The organism is Xanthomonas codiaei (assembly GCF_002939785.1).
Taxonomy (GTDB): domain Bacteria; phylum Pseudomonadota; class Gammaproteobacteria; order Xanthomonadales; family Xanthomonadaceae; genus Xanthomonas; species Xanthomonas codiaei.
In genome coordinates this window covers 1-16,631 of record NZ_MDEC01000037.1, presented here as the reverse complement: position 1 = coordinate 16,631, position 16,631 = coordinate 1, and the positions used below count along the sequence as shown (strand labels likewise).

The following is a 16,631-nucleotide window of genomic DNA, read 5'->3' as shown; positions in this document are numbered from 1 at the left end:
GATGCGGCAGCACAATGCCCTGCGTCGCGCAGATGCCGTCTTGTCGCTCATCGTGCACGGGCTCTTTGCGGGTCGAATGCGGTGCCGGATTTGAGCACGCCGTAGACCGGATGCAGCAGCTTGCGCATGGCGGCGCAGACGACCTGCTTGCCGTGTTTGCCGCGTGCCTGCAGGCACGGGTTCGAGGTTGTCGGGGGCATCCGATGCGGGCACGCTCCACATCGGCGCGCTACCAGCGCCCTCATTCCTGCTCGTCGCCGGCCTCGTCATCGCTGCTGCCGGTGTCGTCGTTGCCGGCGACATCGAGCAGGGCTTGCGATTGTTCGCTGGCCAAGGTCTCCACCCCGCGCAGGCGGCGCTCGATGGTGCGGGTCTTGCGGCCCGCATCGCCCAGAGTCTTGCCGACGGTAGTGATCTGTCGTTCGGCCTTTTCCAGAATATTGGCGAACTTGCCGAACTCGCTCTTCACCGCGCCCAGCACCTGCCAGACCTCGCTGGAACGCTTCTCGATCGCCAAGGTGCGAAAGCCCATCTGCAGGCTGTTGAGCAGGGCGGTGACCGTGGTCGGGCCGGCCAGCACCACGCGGTACTCGCGCTGCAGCAGGTCGACCAGGCCGGCGCGGCGAATCACTTCGGCGTACAGGCCCTCGGTGGGCAGGAACATCACCGCAAAATCGGTCGTCTGCGGCGGACAGACATACTTGTCGCTGATGGACTTGGCCTGCACGCGGATGGCGCGTTCCAGCTGCGCGGTCGACTGCTTGATCGCGTCCAGGTCGCCCTTCTCCTGCGCGTCGATCAGGCGTTCGTAGTCCTCGCGCGGAAACTTGGCGTCGACCGGCAGCCATACCACGGTGTCCTCGCCACGCCCGGGCAGGCGGATGGCGAAGTCCACCGCTTCGGCGCTATCGGGCTTGAGCCGTACGCCACGCGCGTACTGCTCCATCGTCAGCGTCTGCTCGAGGATGTTCTCCAGCTGCACTTCGCCCCAGCCGCCGCGGTCCTTGACGTTGGTCAGCACGCGCTTGAGATCGCCCACGCCGGTGGCCAGCTGCTGCATTTCGCCCAGGCCGCGCTGCACCTGCTCCAGCCGCTCGGACACCAGCTTGAAGGAGGCATCCAGGCGGGTGTTGAGCGTGGTCTGCAGTTTTTCGTCGACCGTGGCGCGCATCAGTTCCAGCTTGCTGGCGTTGTCGCTCTGCAGCGCAGCCAGCTGCTGCTCCAGGGTGGCGCGCATTTCGCCGATGCGCAGCTCGTTGCGCTGGGTGAGTTCGCTCAGGCGCTGGCCCAGCGCGTCGGTGAAGCGCTGCTGCGACTGCCCGGCTTCGTCGCGACCCTTGCGCGCGTCCTCGGCCAGCGCCTGGCGCAAGGCGGCCATGTGGGTGTCGGTGCGCGCGATCAGTTCGGTCAGCTGCTGGCCGAACACGTGGATGCGGGTTTCCTGCTGCTGGCCGAAGCCATCGAGCTGGGTGCGCAGTTCGGTCAGCCGCGCGGTCAGCAGTTCGCCGGTGCGTTGCTGGGCCTGGCTGCTTTCTTCGCGCGCCTTGCGGGCATCTTCGCCCAGCGCTTCACGCAATTGGTCCAGGCGTTGATCGGTGCGGGTGGACAGTTCGGTGAGATTGCGCGCGAAGGTTTCCAGGCGGCTGTCCTGCTGCCGGGACAGGCCTTCGAGTTGCTCGCGCAATTCGCCGCGGCCGTCGCGCTGTTCGGCGCGCAGCGCCTGCTCCAGCCCGCTGGTGGAAGGACGCCGCAGCAGCAGGGCCAGCTGCAGCACCAGGACTGCGCATAGCAGCCCGACAAGGATCAGGGATTCGGATGACATGCGGGCAGTGTAGCGGCGCTGGTCGCAAGGGCTGCGTCAGCGCGGTCCTGATCGCAAGGTGGGTTTACACCGCTGGGGCAGCTATCGCAGCTGCGCGCGGCAGGCACCCGCCCATCGATGGCCTGTCCGGCGCGGGACGGAGCGGTCTCGGATCGGCATGCCCGGCAGCGCCGCCAGCGTCGTGGACACCGTGGCGCGTGACCTTGGACAGATAGCTTTGCTGCAGCGCGTTGGGCGACACTCGGGAATTCTTTTTGGTTCTTCGAGGTTCGCATGTCGTCTTGGCTACGGCGCAAATCCATCGACCAGGTCACCGTGCACGAGGCCGGGCGGCAACTGGTGCGCAGCCTGAGCTGGCCGCATCTGATCGCACTGGGCATCGGCGCCATCGTCGGCACCGGCATCTACACCTTGATCGGCGTGGGTGCCGACAAGGCCGGCCCGGCGGTGCTGCTGTCCTTCGTTGCCGCCGGCATCGTCTGCGCCTGCGCGGCGCTGGCGTATGCGGAGATGGCCACGATGATGCCGGCCGCCGGCAGCGCCTATACCTACAGCTACACCGCACTCGGCGAGAGCATCGCCTGGGTGGTGGGCTGGAGCCTGGTGCTGGAATATTCGCTGGTGGTCAGCACGGTGGCGGTGGGCTGGTCCGGCTACTTCGTCGGCTTCCTGCAATGGCTGGGAGTGGAACTGCCGCAGACACTGATTGCCGGGCCGCATGCCGGCGGCATCGTGAACCTCCCGGCAGTGGTGATCACCTTCCTGGTGGCCGGCCTGCTGATGGCCGGCACCAAGGAAAGCGCCACGCTCAACGCGGTGCTGGTGGTGCTGAAGATCATCGCGCTGAGCGTGTTCGTGGCCATCGCCTTGCCGGCGTTCAACAGCGCCAATCTGCAGCCATTCATGCCGTACGGTTTCTCCAAGGCGATGGGACCCGATGGCGTGGAGCGCGGGGTGATGGCGGCTGCGGCGATCATCTTCTTCGCGTTCTACGGCTTCGATGCGATTTCCACCGCGGCCGAGGAAACCAAGAACCCGGGGCGCGATCTGTCGATCGGCATCGTCGGCTCGATGATCGGCTGCACGCTGATCTACGTGCTGGTGGCGCTGGCGGCGGTGGGTGCGATGAGCTTCACCGTGTTCGGCAAGAGCCCGGAGCCGCTGGCGCTGATCCTGCGCGAGCTGGGCCACGGCGAGGCGGCGCTGGTGATCGGTGCGGTGGCGATCATCGCGCTGCCGACCGTGCTGCTGGCGTTCCTGTACGGGCAGAGCCGCATCTTCTTCGTGATGTCGCGCGACGGGTTGTTGCCGCGCGGCTTGTCCAAGGTCAATGCGCGCACCGGCACGCCGGTGGCGATCACGCTGTTCACCGCGGTGCTGGTGGCGGCATTGGCGGGCGTGGCGCGGCTGGACGAGATCGCCGCGCTGGCCAATGCAGGCACGTTGGCAGCGTTCACGGCGGTAGCCGCCTGCCTGTTGGTGTTGCGCGTGCGCGAGCCTGGCCGCGCGCGCGCGTTCCGCACGCCGCTGGCCTGGGTGGTGGGGCCGGTGGCGATCGGCGGCTGCCTGTATCTGTTCTGGAGCCTGCCCGCCAAGACGCAGGGGTGGTTCCTGCTGTGGAATGCGCTGGGCGTGGTGGTGTATCTGGCGTACGGGCGGCGCAATAGCCGGTTGAACCAGGCGGGGTGAGACGCGACGTCCCCCTCGCCCGCGGGAGAGAGGCTTTCAGAACACCGCAGCAATGCCAGCACTCCCTTCTCCCGCTGGGACATTGTCCCCCCTCATGGGGGAGAAGGTGGCGCGTAGCGCCGGATGAGGGACGCCTCGGACATCCAGCACGTGCCTGCGATGACGAACGCTTCGCGACGCGCCTTCAAGAATGAAGCGATGTAGGCGAGCTGTACCCTTTCCCCCCGGGAGAACGGACCAAGCCTGGTGTCATCCGGCTTGGCCAGTGGCTTCGCCCCGTGCCCTCATCCGCCCCTTCGGGGCACCTTCTCCCAACGGGAGAAGGGACAACGAGCCCCTCTCTCCCGATGGGGGAGGGGCTTTCATCCGCCGGTCTGACGGATCAGGGCATCCGGCGGATCAGGAGCACGTGCTGCTCACTGCGCTGCTGCAGGCGTGGCGCAGAACGAGGTAGGCAATGCGTCCGCGTGGGTGCCCCAGCCTTGGGTCGGGGCGCGGTTGGTGAGCGCAAACGACAACGTGCCGCCCTGCTGCAACTGCGCCCAATCCAGGAATACCTGCGGCTGCGGTTTGCCGTTCAGGCGCACGCCTTCCACGTACTGCAGCGCGCGGCCGTCGGCGCCGGGGGCATCGATGCGCAGGCGCTTGCCATTGCCCAGGTCCAGCGTGGCGCGTTTGAAACGTGGGGTGTGCAGCAGGAATTGCCCGCTGCCCGGCACCGCTGGATACAGCCCGAGCGCACTGAACAGATACCAGGCCGACATCGTGCCGAGGTCGTCGTTGCCGGTGACGCCATTGGGCGCGTTGGTGAACAGCTGCTGCGCGGCGCGCACCACGGTGGCGGTCTTCCACGGCTGGCCGATCAACGTGTACATCCACGGCGCATGCAGGTCCGGTTCGTTGTTGGGGTTGTAGCGGTACTGGTTGTAATAGCTGTACGGGCCGACCACCCAGTGCGAGCGCGCGCCGTTGAGCGGGTCCTTGAGCAGGTCGTCGTAGGCGAAGAAGGTGTCCAGGCGTTTGCCTGCCTGTTCGCTGCCGTGCATGGCCTGCAGCATGCCGGGGATGTCCTGCTGCACCAGCCACTGGTATTGCCAGGCGGTGCCTTCGTGGAAGCCGTGTTGCGAGCGTGGGCTGTACTGGTCGTTGGACGGTGCGTACCAGCTGCCGTCGTCCAGCCGCGGACGCGGGAAGCCGGTAAAGCCGGTGTCGGCATCACGCACGCTGGCGTCCCAGACGCGGTGCCAGTTGCCGCCGCGTTGGCGCAGCTGTGCGCTGTCCTGCGCATGGCCCAGCGCAGCGGCCATCTGCGCCAGCGCGCAATCGGCCAGCGCGTATTCCAGCGTGGCCGAGCCGCCGTGGTGCGGGTCCACGTCCATGCCCTTGGACGGAAACGCGCGGTCGTATTGCACGAAGCCATTGGCGAGATAACTCGCATTGCCCGAGCGCCCGGCGTGGCGCGAGTTGATCGGCGGTTGCCCGAAGGCGTTCTGGCGTAGCGCCGCATACGCGTCGGCTTCATTGCCCTGCAGCGCGCCGAAGCGCCACAGGTCGACCAGGAAGGGCGTCACCGGATCGCCGGTCATGATGTTGGTGTCGTAGTTGGCGTAACCCCAGCGCGGCAACCAGCCGCCCTGCTGATGGATGGCCAGCAACGAGCGGCCGATATCGCGCGCACGTTGCGGGCGCAGCAGCGCCAGCAACTGGTTCTGCGAGCGATAGGTGTCCCACAGCGAGAAGTATTCGTAGTAGGTCCAGCCATCGGCGCGGTGGATGGCGTCGTCATAGCCGCGATAGCGGCCATCGGCATCGCTGCCGGTGAGCGGTTGCAGCAGCGCGTGGTACAGCGCGGTATAGGCCACGCTGCGGTCATCGGTGCTGGCGCCCTCCAGCTGCAGGCTGGCCAGTTCCCGGCGCCAGGCCTGCTGCGCGCGTTGGCGCATCTGCTCCAGGCTCAGCGGTTTGCCGCCCTGCATGCCGTCGGCGCGCAGGTTGGTGCGGGCACCTTCGGCATCCACATGCGAGATGGCGCTGATCACCGTCACCGCGCGCGCGTGTTTGCCGGTGCCCAGCGGAAAGCTGAGCCAGGCGCCATTGGGTTTGAGTTCGCCGCCCATGCCGTGGCGCGCGCCGGGCACGCCGCCGTCCTCGCCCCAGATGCCGTGCGCGGTGAACGGGCGATCGAATTCCAGCCGGAACCAGGTGGTGTACTCGTGGCCGCCGCAAAAGCTCTGCGTGACCAGCTTGCCTTCGACCACGCGGTCGCCGACCAGCTGCACCTGACTGCCGATCACCACATGGCGGTCGTTGGCCTGGGCCACGTTGACCAGCACATGGCCGGTGTCGGCGCCGGGTGCGAAGGTATAGCGCTCGGCCGCGGCGCGGGTGAGCGCGCTGGCTTCGGCGTCGATGCCGCCGTAATCGGTGAGCCGCACCTTGTAGTAGCCGGCCTGCCCCACTTCGCCGTCGTGCGTGTAGCGCGCGGCATAGCGCTTGTGGTCGAAGGCCTTGGCATCGTTTGTGTCGAATTCGCCGCCGGGGCCGATGCGGCCGGTCACCGGCAGGATCGACACCTGCCCGCCCTGCTCCCAGCAACCGGCACCGGACAGGAACGAATGCCCGAAGCCGCGGATGCTGGGGTCGTCGTAGCGCCAGCCGGCGTAGTGCGCGCCGATCGGGCTGACCTGGATCAGGCCGAATGGTGCCGACGCACCGGGGAAGGTATTGCCGTCGTCCTTGCTGCCGATGAAGGTGTTGACCTGCGCCGGTTCCTGCGCAGCCAGCGGTGGCGCGATCAGCATGCCAAGCAGACACATGCTGGCGGCAGCGCGGCGCCACAGCGGCGTTGACGGAAGAGGCGACCAGGCGCGATGGGAAGCAACGACAGGGAGCATGCAGGACACCTCGGGGAGAGGGCGACCGAGGCCGCAGGTGGAATGACGCATGCCGGCCGCTGCAAGGTGCGTGGACCGGCACGCCAAGGGTGCGCGAACAACCACCAACCCCACAACACCCTCAGCTACAGATGGGCGCGAGGGCCGCTTGGGATCGGCGGGCACCGGCGTGGGCGCCCACTGCGGGCGCACCGCGCGCAGCCGGCGCTGCGCCGCAGCGTGGAGTTGGTCGTCTTCGTGCAACCGATCGAACGATTGCGCGCGCTGCCGGCACACGGTGCGGCAACCACCGCGTGGATGACGCGGTTTCAGGCGCTGTCGGTACCGGCCCGAGCATCGCGCGCGACGTCCGCTTGGCCGCACTCAAACACTCGAACACGTATTCCGCCGCGATCTCGGACCCGATCGGGCTGAACAGGCGGCTGTGGTAGAACTCGTCATCGAGCGTGTAGGGATCGGACCGGCCGAGGCTAGCGCTGGTCGTTGACGCCCGTGCCGCGCCGTGCGCGCCGGGTCGCGTACAGCGAATGGTCGGCGCGGTCGACCACGGCAGTCAGTGCCTCGCCCGGCCGGCGCAAGGCGGTGCCAAGCGTGAACAGGATCGGCGCCTCGTCGCTGGCCGCGCTGTAGGTGCGCACCAGCTCTTCCAGCTGCGGCTCGCTGGCCTCGTGCAGCAGCACCAGAAATTCATCGCCGCCCAGCCGCACCAGGTGGTCCTGGCGACGCAGCGGGTGATTGAGGAACCAGGCCATCTGCACCAGCACTTCATCGCCGCGCTGGTGACCGTAGGTGTCGTTGACCAGTTTGAACTTGTCCAGATCCACCACCACGCAGCCCCAGCGCACGCTGGCGTCGCGCTTGTCCAGGTCGTCCAGGAAGCGGCGGTTGAAGCAATTGGTCAGCGGGTCGGTGAACGACCACTCCATCAGCTGCCTTTCCTGCTGGCGCTGGCTGGTGATGTCCTGGGCATGGGCCAGCACCAGGGTGGCATCGGCCTCCACGTCGAGCACGTTGTGGTACTGCCAGTGGCGCAGGCTGCCATCGCCGGCGACCAGCTCGATCACCCCCGAGTCCTGGCCGTCGAGCACCATGCGCGAGAGATAACCGCGCAGGCCGCCGTGCCGCTCCAGGCGGATCAGCTCGAACAGCGAGCAGCCCTCCATCTCCTCCACGCGGCGGTCCAGCGAGCGTGCCGCCGCCGGGTTCACGCTGATCAGCCGGCCCTCCATGTCGTGGGTGCAGATCAGGCCCAGGCTGTACTGGAACATCTTGCGGAACTTGCGCTCGCTGGCGGCCAGCGCGTCCACCGCACGGTGGCGGTCGGTGACGTCCTGGATCGCGCCGATCAGGCGCATGCGGCCATCCACGTGTTCGACCGCACCGGTGCTGTGCACCCACAGGTGGCGACCGGTGCTGCTGATCAACGGCAGTTCCAGGTCCCAGGGAATGCCCTCGTTGACGCAGGTGTCCACCGCCTCGGTGATCACCGCGCGCGCCTCCAGCGGGTAGAAGGCGATGGCTTCGCCGAGGGTGGGCTGGTAGCCCGGCGGCAGGTCGTGCATCCGGCAGGTCTCGTCCGACCAGGTCAGCGTGCCGGTGCCCACATCCACTTCCCAGCCGCCCACGCCGGCTACCCGCCCGGTGCGCTCCAGGAATGCCTCGCTCTCGCGCAGCCGCTGCTGAAGGCGGGCATTGGTGTCGGCGCGCTCGAGCATCAAGCGGCGCTGCTCCAGCCCTTCGGCGGCCACCCGGGCCAGTTGCTGCAGGGCCTCCAGCTGGGCCGGCTGCAGCTGACGCGGGCGCTGGTCGATCACGCACACCGTGCCCATGCGCAGGCCGTCGGACAACACGATCGGGGCGCCGGCGTAATAGCGGATGCCGGGCGCGTCGGTGACCAGGGCGTTCTGGCTGAAGCGCGGGTCGGCCGGTGCATCGGGCACCTCCATCACCGCATCGCCCTGGATGGCGTGGGCGCAGAAGGCCAGCTCGCGTGGGGTTTCGGACGCGCCCGGCAAGCCGATATTGGCCTTCCACCATTGCCGGTGTTCGTCCACCAGCGACACCAGCGCGATCGGCGTGCCGGCGATGGCCTGCGCGGCGGCGGCCAGGGCATCGAAGAACGGTTCGGACCCGGTATCGAGCACCTGCAACAACGCCAGGCGGGCCAGGCGCTCGGCTTCGCCGGGGGAAACAGGCGATGCGGCATCGCGCGGGTTCAAGGGAAAGCTGGCTCGGCGAAAGTCATCGGCGCAGTCTAGCCGAGCCGGCCGGGGACTCCGCAGGCGCATTGCGTGCGCCAGCGCGCAGCTTGCCTGGTGCGGTGGTGGCCGCGCGCGCCGGTGCCCCAGGTGCGCGCACTCACCGCGCAGCTGCAGCGCCAGGTGCAGCCGTCTTCAGGGCAACGCCGGCAGGCACAGCGCTGGCGTGTGGCTCGGCTAACGCGCCGCAGCAGGGGCCGGCGCCGCCAGCGCCATGCCCACCTGCAGCGCGGCCGCCACGTTGCGCGCGGCACTACGCACATTGTCGGCCGCCTCGGCCAGCGCCTGCTCCTGGGTGCAGGCGCGGTGCACCGCCGCGAACATCGCATCGATGCCATGGCCATGCAGCAGCCCGGCGCCAGTGCCCAGGCAGCCGGCGATGGCGATCACCGGCGTGGCATGCCGCTGCGCCAGCTGCGCCACGCCCAGCGGGGTCTTGCCGTGCAGGCTCTGGCTGTCCAGCCGGCCTTCGCCGGTGATCACCAGATCGGCCTGGGCGATGAGTGTCTCCAGGCCCAGCGCCTGCGCCACGATCTCCACCCCGGGCCGCAGCTGGGCGCCCAGGAACGCCACCAGCCCGGCGCCCAACCCGCCGGCCGCGCCGCCGCCGGGCAGGCCCTGCAGGCGCAGGCCGAGGTCGCGCTCCAGCAGGTCGGCGTAGTGCTGCAGGTTGGCATCGAGCTGGCGCACCATGCCCGGGGTGGCGCCCTTCTGCGGCCCGAACACCGCCGAGGCGCCGTTCGGACCGATCAGCGGGTTGTCCACATCGCAAGCCACGTCGATATGGCAGCCCTGCAGCCGCGGGTCCAGGCCGTCGATGTCGATCCGCGCCAACGCGGCCAGCGCCGCGCCGCCGGCGTCGATCGGCCCGCCGTGCGCATCCAGCAAGCGCACACCCAGCGCCTGCGCCATGCCGGCGCCGCCGTCGTTGGTGGCGCTACCGCCAATGCCGATGATGAAGTGCCGCGCACCGGCATCCAGCGCGGCCAGGATCAGCTCGCCCACGCCGGCGGTGCTGGTGCGCAGCGGGTCGCGCGCGGCCGCCGGCACCAGCGCCAGGCCGCTGGCGGCGGCCATTTCGATCACCGCGGTATGGCCATCGCCGGTCAGCCCGAAGAACGCCGGCACCGGCGTGCCCAGCGGGCCGCTGACGGTGCACTCCACCACCCGGCCGCCGGTGGCCGCCACCAGGGCGTCCACCGTGCCTTCGCCGCCATCGGCCATCGGCACCTTGGTGTAGCGCCAATCGGGAAACACCTCGCGGAAGCCGGCTTCGATCTGGGTGGCCACCTCCAGCGCGGACAGGCTTTCCTTGTAGGAATCGGGTGCGATCACGATCTTCATGTGGTCACTCGTTTCAGGACGGGGCCGCTGGCGCAGCACGGGGTCGGCACCGTGGCGGGGAGGCTGCGGCGCCCTTCAGTGTGAGGTTGACCCGGGGATGCTGGTCAACGCACTGCCGCGCTGGGTCGGTGCCCACCCACGCAGCGCAAGCCGCATGGACTGCCGGCCACAACGCAGGTCGGCAGCGCGCGCAAGTCCAACCCGCGCCACATCGCGAGCGCTTAGGTCGTTGCAGTTATGAAAAATACACGTCTGGATCAATTGCGCCGCGTTCGCCGCTGCGCACACTTGCGCGGCCGGCGCATCCAGCGGCCGGCATTCCCCCTCCCGAGCTCAACAGCGCCGCACATTTTGCAGGCGTTGCGGGCGTGTGCACCCCACCTTTCCACGAGAACCCCATGTCCATCGCATCGCGCGTGCTGCCCCGGCGCCTGTTGAGTCTTGCCCTGATCGCCGCCGGCCTGGGTGCGGCGTCCACCGCCAGCGCAGCCTGCACCGCGGGCAGCTGGATCGCCCGCAGCAACGAAGCCGGCATGCCGCCGGTGCGCTACGAAACCACGCATTTTGCCTTCCGCTGGAACGGTAATGGCGTGTCCGATGCGGATGTGCGCGCCGCCGGCGAGCATCTGGAAATGGTCTGGGACACCTTCATCAACCGCCTGCAATTCCCCGAACCGTCGTGCAACAGCACGACCAAGTACAAGGCCAGCCTGCATCTGGATCCCAGCTTCGGCCTGAGCGGCGGCGTGACCGGAAGTGGCGGCATGGGCATGTGGATGGCACCGGGCGGCCTGCGCGACCACTGGGGCCTGGCGCACGAACTCACCCATGCCCTGCAAGGCCAGACCCTGGGCATGCGCGACTCCGACTACAGCGGCTGGATCTGGGAATCGCACGCCAACTGGATGACCCACCAGCTGCCGGAATTCCATTCCAGCGACGTGCATTGCTCGAGCATGCTGGTGAACTACCCGCACGTGTATCTGGGCTCCACCCGCGATCGCTACTGCAACTGGCAGTTCATGGAGTACCTGAAGAACCGGTTCGGCTACGCCATCATCAACGACCTGTGGGCCAAGGCGCCCAAGCCGGGCGAGGCCGGGCAGCGCACCGCCGACCCATTCTCGGTGATCAGGGCCAACATGGGCTGGAGCCAGTCGCAGATGAACGATGTGTTTGGCGACTGGGCCATGCGCAACGTCAACTGGGACTACACCAACCCCGATGGCAGCGACCAGGGCGCGTTGTACCGCGCCCGCTACGGCAGCAACCTGTCCTTCGACCCGCAACGCACGCAGGACTGGGACAACCGCGACCGCGCGCTGCGCATGACCGTGCTCGATCCGGTGGCAGGCCAGGCCAATCGCTACCGGGTGCCGTTCGAGTGGGCACCGCAGCGCTGGGGTTACAACCTGGTGCAGCTGATTCCGGCCAGCGGCGCCAGCAGCATCCAGGTCGCGTTCGACGGCCAGGTACAGAGCGCGCCAGCGGTCACCGCCCTGCCCGGCCTGGCCACCGACCCGCCCAGCATTCCGCTGCCGGATTCGGACTGGCGCTGGGGCGTGGTGACCATCGACAGCGCCGGCAAGGCGCGCTACAGCGCGCTGCAGCGTGGCGCCAAGGCCAGCCTCGGGGTTGCCCTGCGCAGTGGCGACCGCGCGGTGTACCTGATGGTGATGGGCGCGCCCGGCACCATGCAGAAGATCAAGTGGGACCAGTCGTACTACGCGATCTACCGCTACCCGTGGAGCGTGACGCTGACCAACGCGGCCCCGGCCGGCAGCCAGCCCAATGCGCCCACGCCCACCCCGGTGGGGCGCCGCCACGCCAACGGCGGCGGCTGGGTCGCCAATACCGCCAATGTCGCCTCCACCGCCTATGTGGGGCCGTTCGCACGCGTGCTGGCCGGCAACGTGCTGGGCAATGCGCGCATCGAGGGCCATGCCACCGTGATGGGCGGCACCGTGCAGGGCAATGCCGTGCTCGGCGGGCTGACCGTGTGGCACCCCGGTGCCAGCATCGGCGCCAATGCGCAGGCCAATACCGTGTTCATGGGCCCGGGCGCCTTCGGGACCGTCAGCATCGCCGGTACCACCCAGGTGCGCGGCGATCTGGAATTGCGCCAAGGCACCACGCCCGGCCAGGGCGTGTTCTACGGCTATGCCGACGAAGCCACCATGCGCAATCCCGAGTTCGGCGCCGACCTGCGCCAGGCGGTGCCGGAAATCACCGCGCGGCCGGCCGGCTGGTGATACCCCCGTGCAGGGGCGAGCGGCCGCTCGTCCCTGCGCAGGCGAAACCCGCATCGGGTGCGCCAGGACATGGCGCCCCGCCGCGCAGCGGTGAGCGGGGATCCGGGCGCTGTCAGTCGTCCAGTTCGGCCAGGCGTGCGCGCACGCTGGCCACATCGATATGCTCGCGCACATGCGGCCACTGCCGTGCCCACACCGCGCGGAACACGACCCATGCACCGAACACCCCCAGGCAGGTCGAGCCCAGTGCCAGCAGCAGCGGATGCAGCGGCGAGCTGGTGCCGGTCTGGAACAGATACATGAAGGCTCCGGAGAACAGCAACCACACGCCGAACACCGGCCAGTTGCTGGCCAGCAGGCTGGCACCGGGCCGCTCGATCTCGCGCAGCAGCCGGCGCAGGGCCTTGCGTTCGTCTTTGTCGCTGGACCTCATCGGCTGCCGCTCCCTAGTGACTGTCTGCGTTGAACTCCCGGCTGCCGCGCGCTGCGATCGACCAGTGCCAGCGGGCGCACAGGCGTTGCCTGGTTGCGGCATTCCCGATGACAGAAACGCCTGCGCTGCCTGCAACATCGCACCTCACGCGATGCGGCTCGCTCGTACGAGACCGCCCCGCACTACCGCCTGAGCGCCGCCACGGCGTGGTGGCGTCCTTTGGCACTCACTCCTGCACTGCCACCGACCTGCACAAGCAGGCAGCGGGCCTTGCGCATCGCCCGCTGCCTCGCAGCTGCCGCCATCACACTACCCGGCAGAACACGGCCTTGAGATACCGCGACTCCTGCACGTGCGCCATGAATGGATGATCGGGGCCGGCGCCGGCCACCTTGAGGATCTGGATGGTGCGCCCGGAGAAGTAGGAAGCACGCCGCAGCATGTCCAGGAACTCCTGCTCGGCCACCAGCCCGGTGCACGAGAAGGTGGCGAACAGGCCGCCTGGCTTGACCACACCCAGCGCCAGCTTGTTCATGTCCAGGTACTTCTTCAGCGCCGGAATCACCTGATCGCGGTCGCGGGTCATCTTGGCCGGGTCCAGGATCACCACGTCGAACTGTTCGCCGCGGTTGGCCGCATCGCGCAGCCACGGGAAGATGTCGGCCTGCACGAACTTCGGCCGCACGTTGTTGAGCTTGGCGTTGCCCTTGGCGATGGCGATGACGTCTTCGTCGATATCCACTCCCAGCACCTCGGCCGCACCGCGGGCAGCGGCATACACCGCAAACCCGCCGGTGTTGCAGCACAGGTCCAGCACGCTCTTGCCTTCGACCTGCTCGCTCAGCCATTGGCGGTTGTCGCGCTGGTCGGCGAAGAAGCCAGTCTTGTGTGCGCCGGCCGGGTCGGCGCGGAACCTGATGCCGTGCTCGGTGATCACCGCCGCTTCGGTGGTGGTATTGCCGTGGAAATCGAAGCTCTCCTGCTTCTGCACGTGTTCGTCGGCGAAGCTGTGGAAGCGACAGCCCGGGAACTGTTCGCGCAGCGCCTCGTAGATCCATTCGCGGTGGCGGAACATGCCGGCGGCGAAGAACTCCACCACCACCAGGTCGCCGTAGCGGTCCACCACCAGGCCGGACAGGCCGTCGCCTTCGCTGTGCACCACGCGCCAGGCGTCGGAGACGCCGTCGAGCTTGAGCCAGTCGCGGCGCAGGCTCACCGCCGCGGCGATCTTGCGCGAGAACCAGCCCGCATCCACCGGCACTGCCTGGTCGGTTTCCAGGATGCGCACGGCAATGCGCGAATGGCCGTTGTAGAAACCGCGGCCGACCCACTCGCCGTCCACGCCGACCACATCGACGATGGTGCCGGGCTTGGGCTTGGCGGCGGGCTTTTCCACCAGCTTCTGGAAGATCCACGGGTGGCTGGAGCGCCACGCATTCTTGAGTCGGACGACGGGGACAGGAGTATTCATCGGCCCATTGTATCCGGCTGGATTGACGTGCCTGCCCCGGGCACGCAGAATCGGGCGCAGAAGGGGAGTAGCTCCCAGCGTTGTCGCCGTCATTACGAGCCCTGTCGTCAGGCGCTCCGGTGCAACGGCAACCGGCCAGGCCGGTTGTGAGCGAGACCTTCGCCGCGCAGGCGAAGGTCCGTCACCCGGAATCCACGATTTCCGTGTCACAAGGCCTCAGCCCCAGCGGCTGTCCAGGTCGTTTCACTTTTCGGGATGTCTTATGCAAACCATTGGCAATGTGTGGTTATGGGGTGGCTTCGCGGTCGTGGTGATCGTGGCGCTGATGGTCGATCTGGTGCTGATGCGGCACGGCGGCGCGCACAAGGTGACCTTCAAGGAAGCCACCTGGTGGAGTATCGGCTGGGTGCTGCTGGCACTGGCCTTCAACGCCGGGCTGTGGTGGTACCTGCAGGGCAGCCTGGGCGATGCGGCAGCGGACCGGATCGGGCTGGAGTTCCTCACCGGCTACCTGGTGGAGAAATCGCTGGCGGTCGACAACATCTTCGTTTTCCTGATGGTGATGACCTACTTCGGCGTGCCCGAGGAACAGCGCCAGCGCGTGCTGATCATCGGCGTGCTGGGTGCGATCGTGCTGCGCGCGATCATGATCTTCGCCGGCTCGCTGTTGCTGGCCAAGTTCCACTGGCTGCTCTATGTGTTCGGTGCGTTCCTGCTGCTGACCGGCATCAAGATGTGGTTTTCCGCTGGCAAGGAGCCGGATCTGGAAAGCAACCCGGTGCTGCGCTGGATGCGCGGCCACCTGCGCCTGAGCCCGCAGTACCACGGCAACCTGCTCAGCGTGATCAAGGACGGCAAGCGCTGGTTCACGCCGCTGTTCGTGGTGCTGATCCTGATCGCGGTGATCGACGTGATCTTTGCGGTGGACAGCATCCCGGCGATCTTCGCCATCACCACCGACCCGTTCATCGTGCTCACCTCCAACGTGTTCGCGGTGCTGGGCCTGCGCGCGATGTTCTTCCTGCTGGCCGGCATGGCCGATCGCTTCCACCTGCTGCCGTACGGGCTGGCGGTGATCCTGGTGTTCATCGGCACCAAGATGATGATCATCGACCTGTACAAGATCCCGGTGCTGGTGTCGCTGGGCGTGGTGGTGGCGATCCTGATCGCGACCATCGTGCTGAGCGTGCTGCGCCCGCCCAAGCCGGCCGGGCACTGACGGGCTGGGATTGGGCAGTCGGGATTCGGGATTGGTGGCGCAGCCTGCGCTGCTGGCAACCATGCACACCGACCATCTCGACTGGTCCTTGCCCGCCCACCGTCGCGGGACCTTACGCGGCATGGATGCCGCGTAAGAGCTTACAAGGACGTACTTGCAGCGTGTCCCGCGATGGTGGGCGGGCAAGGGCCCTGCAGCCAAACCGCAGATCGTCCGTGATAACGCGCAGGCCGAGCCGCCACAGATCCGCGCCGGGGCTGGATTATCCCGTCGCCGGGTCTGCTTATCCCACGTTCGTTGGGCTTGTAAAAAACCTGCGCGCCGCCATCCGTGAATGCATGACAACGCCCTCTCTCGCCCCCGACCTCGCCACCCAGAGCCGCCTGGACCGCTCGCGGGTGCTGCGCGCCTTCAACCTCAGCCTTGCGGCGGTGGTGGTCCTGGTGGCGGTGTTCACCGCGCAGGATGCTTTCGGCTGGCGCGCCTGGGCGGTGGCGCCGCTGCAGGCCGACGGCCTGATCGGCATCCTCACCGCCCCGCTGCTGCACGGCTCGCTCGCGCATCTGGCCGCCAACGCCGCCGCGCTGTTGATCCTGGGTACCCTGGCCGGCAGCGTGTACCCGCGCGCCACCGCCCTGTCGCTGCCGTTGCTGTGGCTGGGCTCGGGGCTGGGCGCCTGGCTGCTGGGCGAGCCCGGCAGCCGCCATCTCGGCGCAAGCGGCATCACCCACGGCCTGATGTTCCTGGTGTTCGTGCTGGGCTTGCTGCGGCGCGACCGCCCGGCGATCGCCACCAGCCTGATCGCCTTCCTGTTCTATGGCGGCATGCTGATGACCATCCTGCCGCACGAAGCTGGGGTGTCCTGGCAATCGCATCTGGGCGGCGCGGTGGCCGGCCTGGTCGCCGCGTTGCTGCTGCGCCTGCGCGACCCGCAGCAGGCCAGGCCGCGCTATAGCTGGGACGACGAGGACGAAGACGCTGCCTGGGAGGTGAGCAACCCCGAGCACGCCATGCTGGAACCGCCGCCACCGCGTCAGGTGCCGGTGCTGTGGCAACGCCAGGACGACGGTTCGGAAAACGTGGTGCTGCACTTCCCACCGCGCGAGCGGCCGCCGGGGAGTTAGTGCCCGCGTGGAACGCTGACCGAGACGACCCTGGGTTCCCCGTAGATACCGTCTTGCCCCTCACCTGGCAAGGGCTTTCTGTGGGTCAAATGCGGTGCCCGATTTGAGGACGCCATAGACCAGAT

Annotated in this window: 10 protein-coding genes; 4 read left to right on the top strand and 6 right to left on the bottom strand. The window is 68.1% G+C overall.

The features are described from left to right. Window positions 1-241: 241 nt before the first annotated feature. Window positions 242-1,774: a DNA recombination protein RmuC gene (locus XcodCFBP4690_RS19595; RefSeq protein ID WP_208622773.1), complete on the bottom strand. Its 1,533-nt coding sequence runs from the start codon at window positions 1,772-1,774 to the stop codon at window positions 242-244. A gap of 321 nt (window positions 1,775-2,095) precedes the next feature. Between XcodCFBP4690_RS19595 and XcodCFBP4690_RS19590 the strand changes: the two genes are divergently transcribed. Beyond that, window positions 2,096-3,511: an amino acid permease gene (locus XcodCFBP4690_RS19590; protein ID WP_104543659.1), complete on the top strand. Its 1,416-nt coding sequence runs from the start codon at window positions 2,096-2,098 to the stop codon at window positions 3,509-3,511. A 416-nt stretch (window positions 3,512-3,927) separates the two neighbouring features. Here the strand turns inward: XcodCFBP4690_RS19590 and XcodCFBP4690_RS19585 are convergent, their stop codons facing one another. The 3 genes from XcodCFBP4690_RS19585 to XcodCFBP4690_RS19575 all read right to left on the bottom strand — a co-directional run bounded on the left by XcodCFBP4690_RS19585 (window position 3,928) and on the right by XcodCFBP4690_RS19575 (window position 10,007). Then, window positions 3,928-6,405, bottom strand: coding sequence for a GH92 family glycosyl hydrolase (locus tag XcodCFBP4690_RS19585; protein WP_104543711.1), 2,478 nt, complete (start codon window positions 6,403-6,405; stop codon window positions 3,928-3,930). Window positions 6,406-6,875: 470 nt separating this feature from the next. Next, on the bottom strand, window positions 6,876-8,687 hold the full coding sequence (locus XcodCFBP4690_RS19580) for a sensor domain-containing diguanylate cyclase (protein ID WP_244183742.1): 1,812 nt from the start codon (window positions 8,685-8,687) through the stop codon (window positions 6,876-6,878). Between the two features lie 153 nt (window positions 8,688-8,840). Next, complete coding sequence (locus XcodCFBP4690_RS19575) at window positions 8,841-10,007, bottom strand: glycerate kinase (RefSeq protein ID WP_104543655.1); 1,167 nt, start codon at window positions 10,005-10,007, stop codon at window positions 8,841-8,843. Window positions 10,008-10,405: 398 nt separating this feature from the next. Here XcodCFBP4690_RS19575 and XcodCFBP4690_RS19570 point away from each other — a divergent pair, with 398 nt between their 5' ends. Continuing rightward, window positions 10,406-12,259 (top strand): Svx/AvrXca family virulence/avirulence protein, encoded by a 1,854-nt coding sequence (locus XcodCFBP4690_RS19570; protein WP_104543653.1) that lies wholly within the window; start codon window positions 10,406-10,408, stop codon window positions 12,257-12,259. A 112-nt stretch (window positions 12,260-12,371) separates the two neighbouring features. Here XcodCFBP4690_RS19570 and XcodCFBP4690_RS19565 read toward each other — a convergent pair whose 3' ends face one another. Both XcodCFBP4690_RS19565 and XcodCFBP4690_RS19560 read right to left on the bottom strand, forming a co-directional pair. Further along, complete coding sequence (locus XcodCFBP4690_RS19565; RefSeq protein ID WP_104543651.1) at window positions 12,372-12,692, bottom strand: hypothetical protein; 321 nt, start codon at window positions 12,690-12,692, stop codon at window positions 12,372-12,374. 304 nt (window positions 12,693-12,996) lie between these two features. Then, window positions 12,997-14,163, bottom strand: a complete 1,167-nt coding sequence (locus tag XcodCFBP4690_RS19560) for a class I SAM-dependent rRNA methyltransferase (RefSeq protein WP_104543649.1) — start codon at window positions 14,161-14,163, stop codon at window positions 12,997-12,999. Window positions 14,164-14,425: 262 nt separating this feature from the next. Here XcodCFBP4690_RS19560 and XcodCFBP4690_RS19550 point away from each other — a divergent pair, with 262 nt between their 5' ends. Further along, a complete protein-coding gene (locus XcodCFBP4690_RS19550) occupies window positions 14,426-15,382 on the top strand; it encodes a TerC family protein (protein ID WP_104543647.1) in 957 nt (318 codons plus the stop codon). A 338-nt stretch (window positions 15,383-15,720) separates the two neighbouring features. After that, window positions 15,721-16,506 (top strand): rhomboid family intramembrane serine protease, encoded by a 786-nt coding sequence (locus XcodCFBP4690_RS19545; protein WP_104543645.1) that lies wholly within the window; start codon window positions 15,721-15,723, stop codon window positions 16,504-16,506. Window positions 16,507-16,631 lie beyond the last annotated feature (125 nt).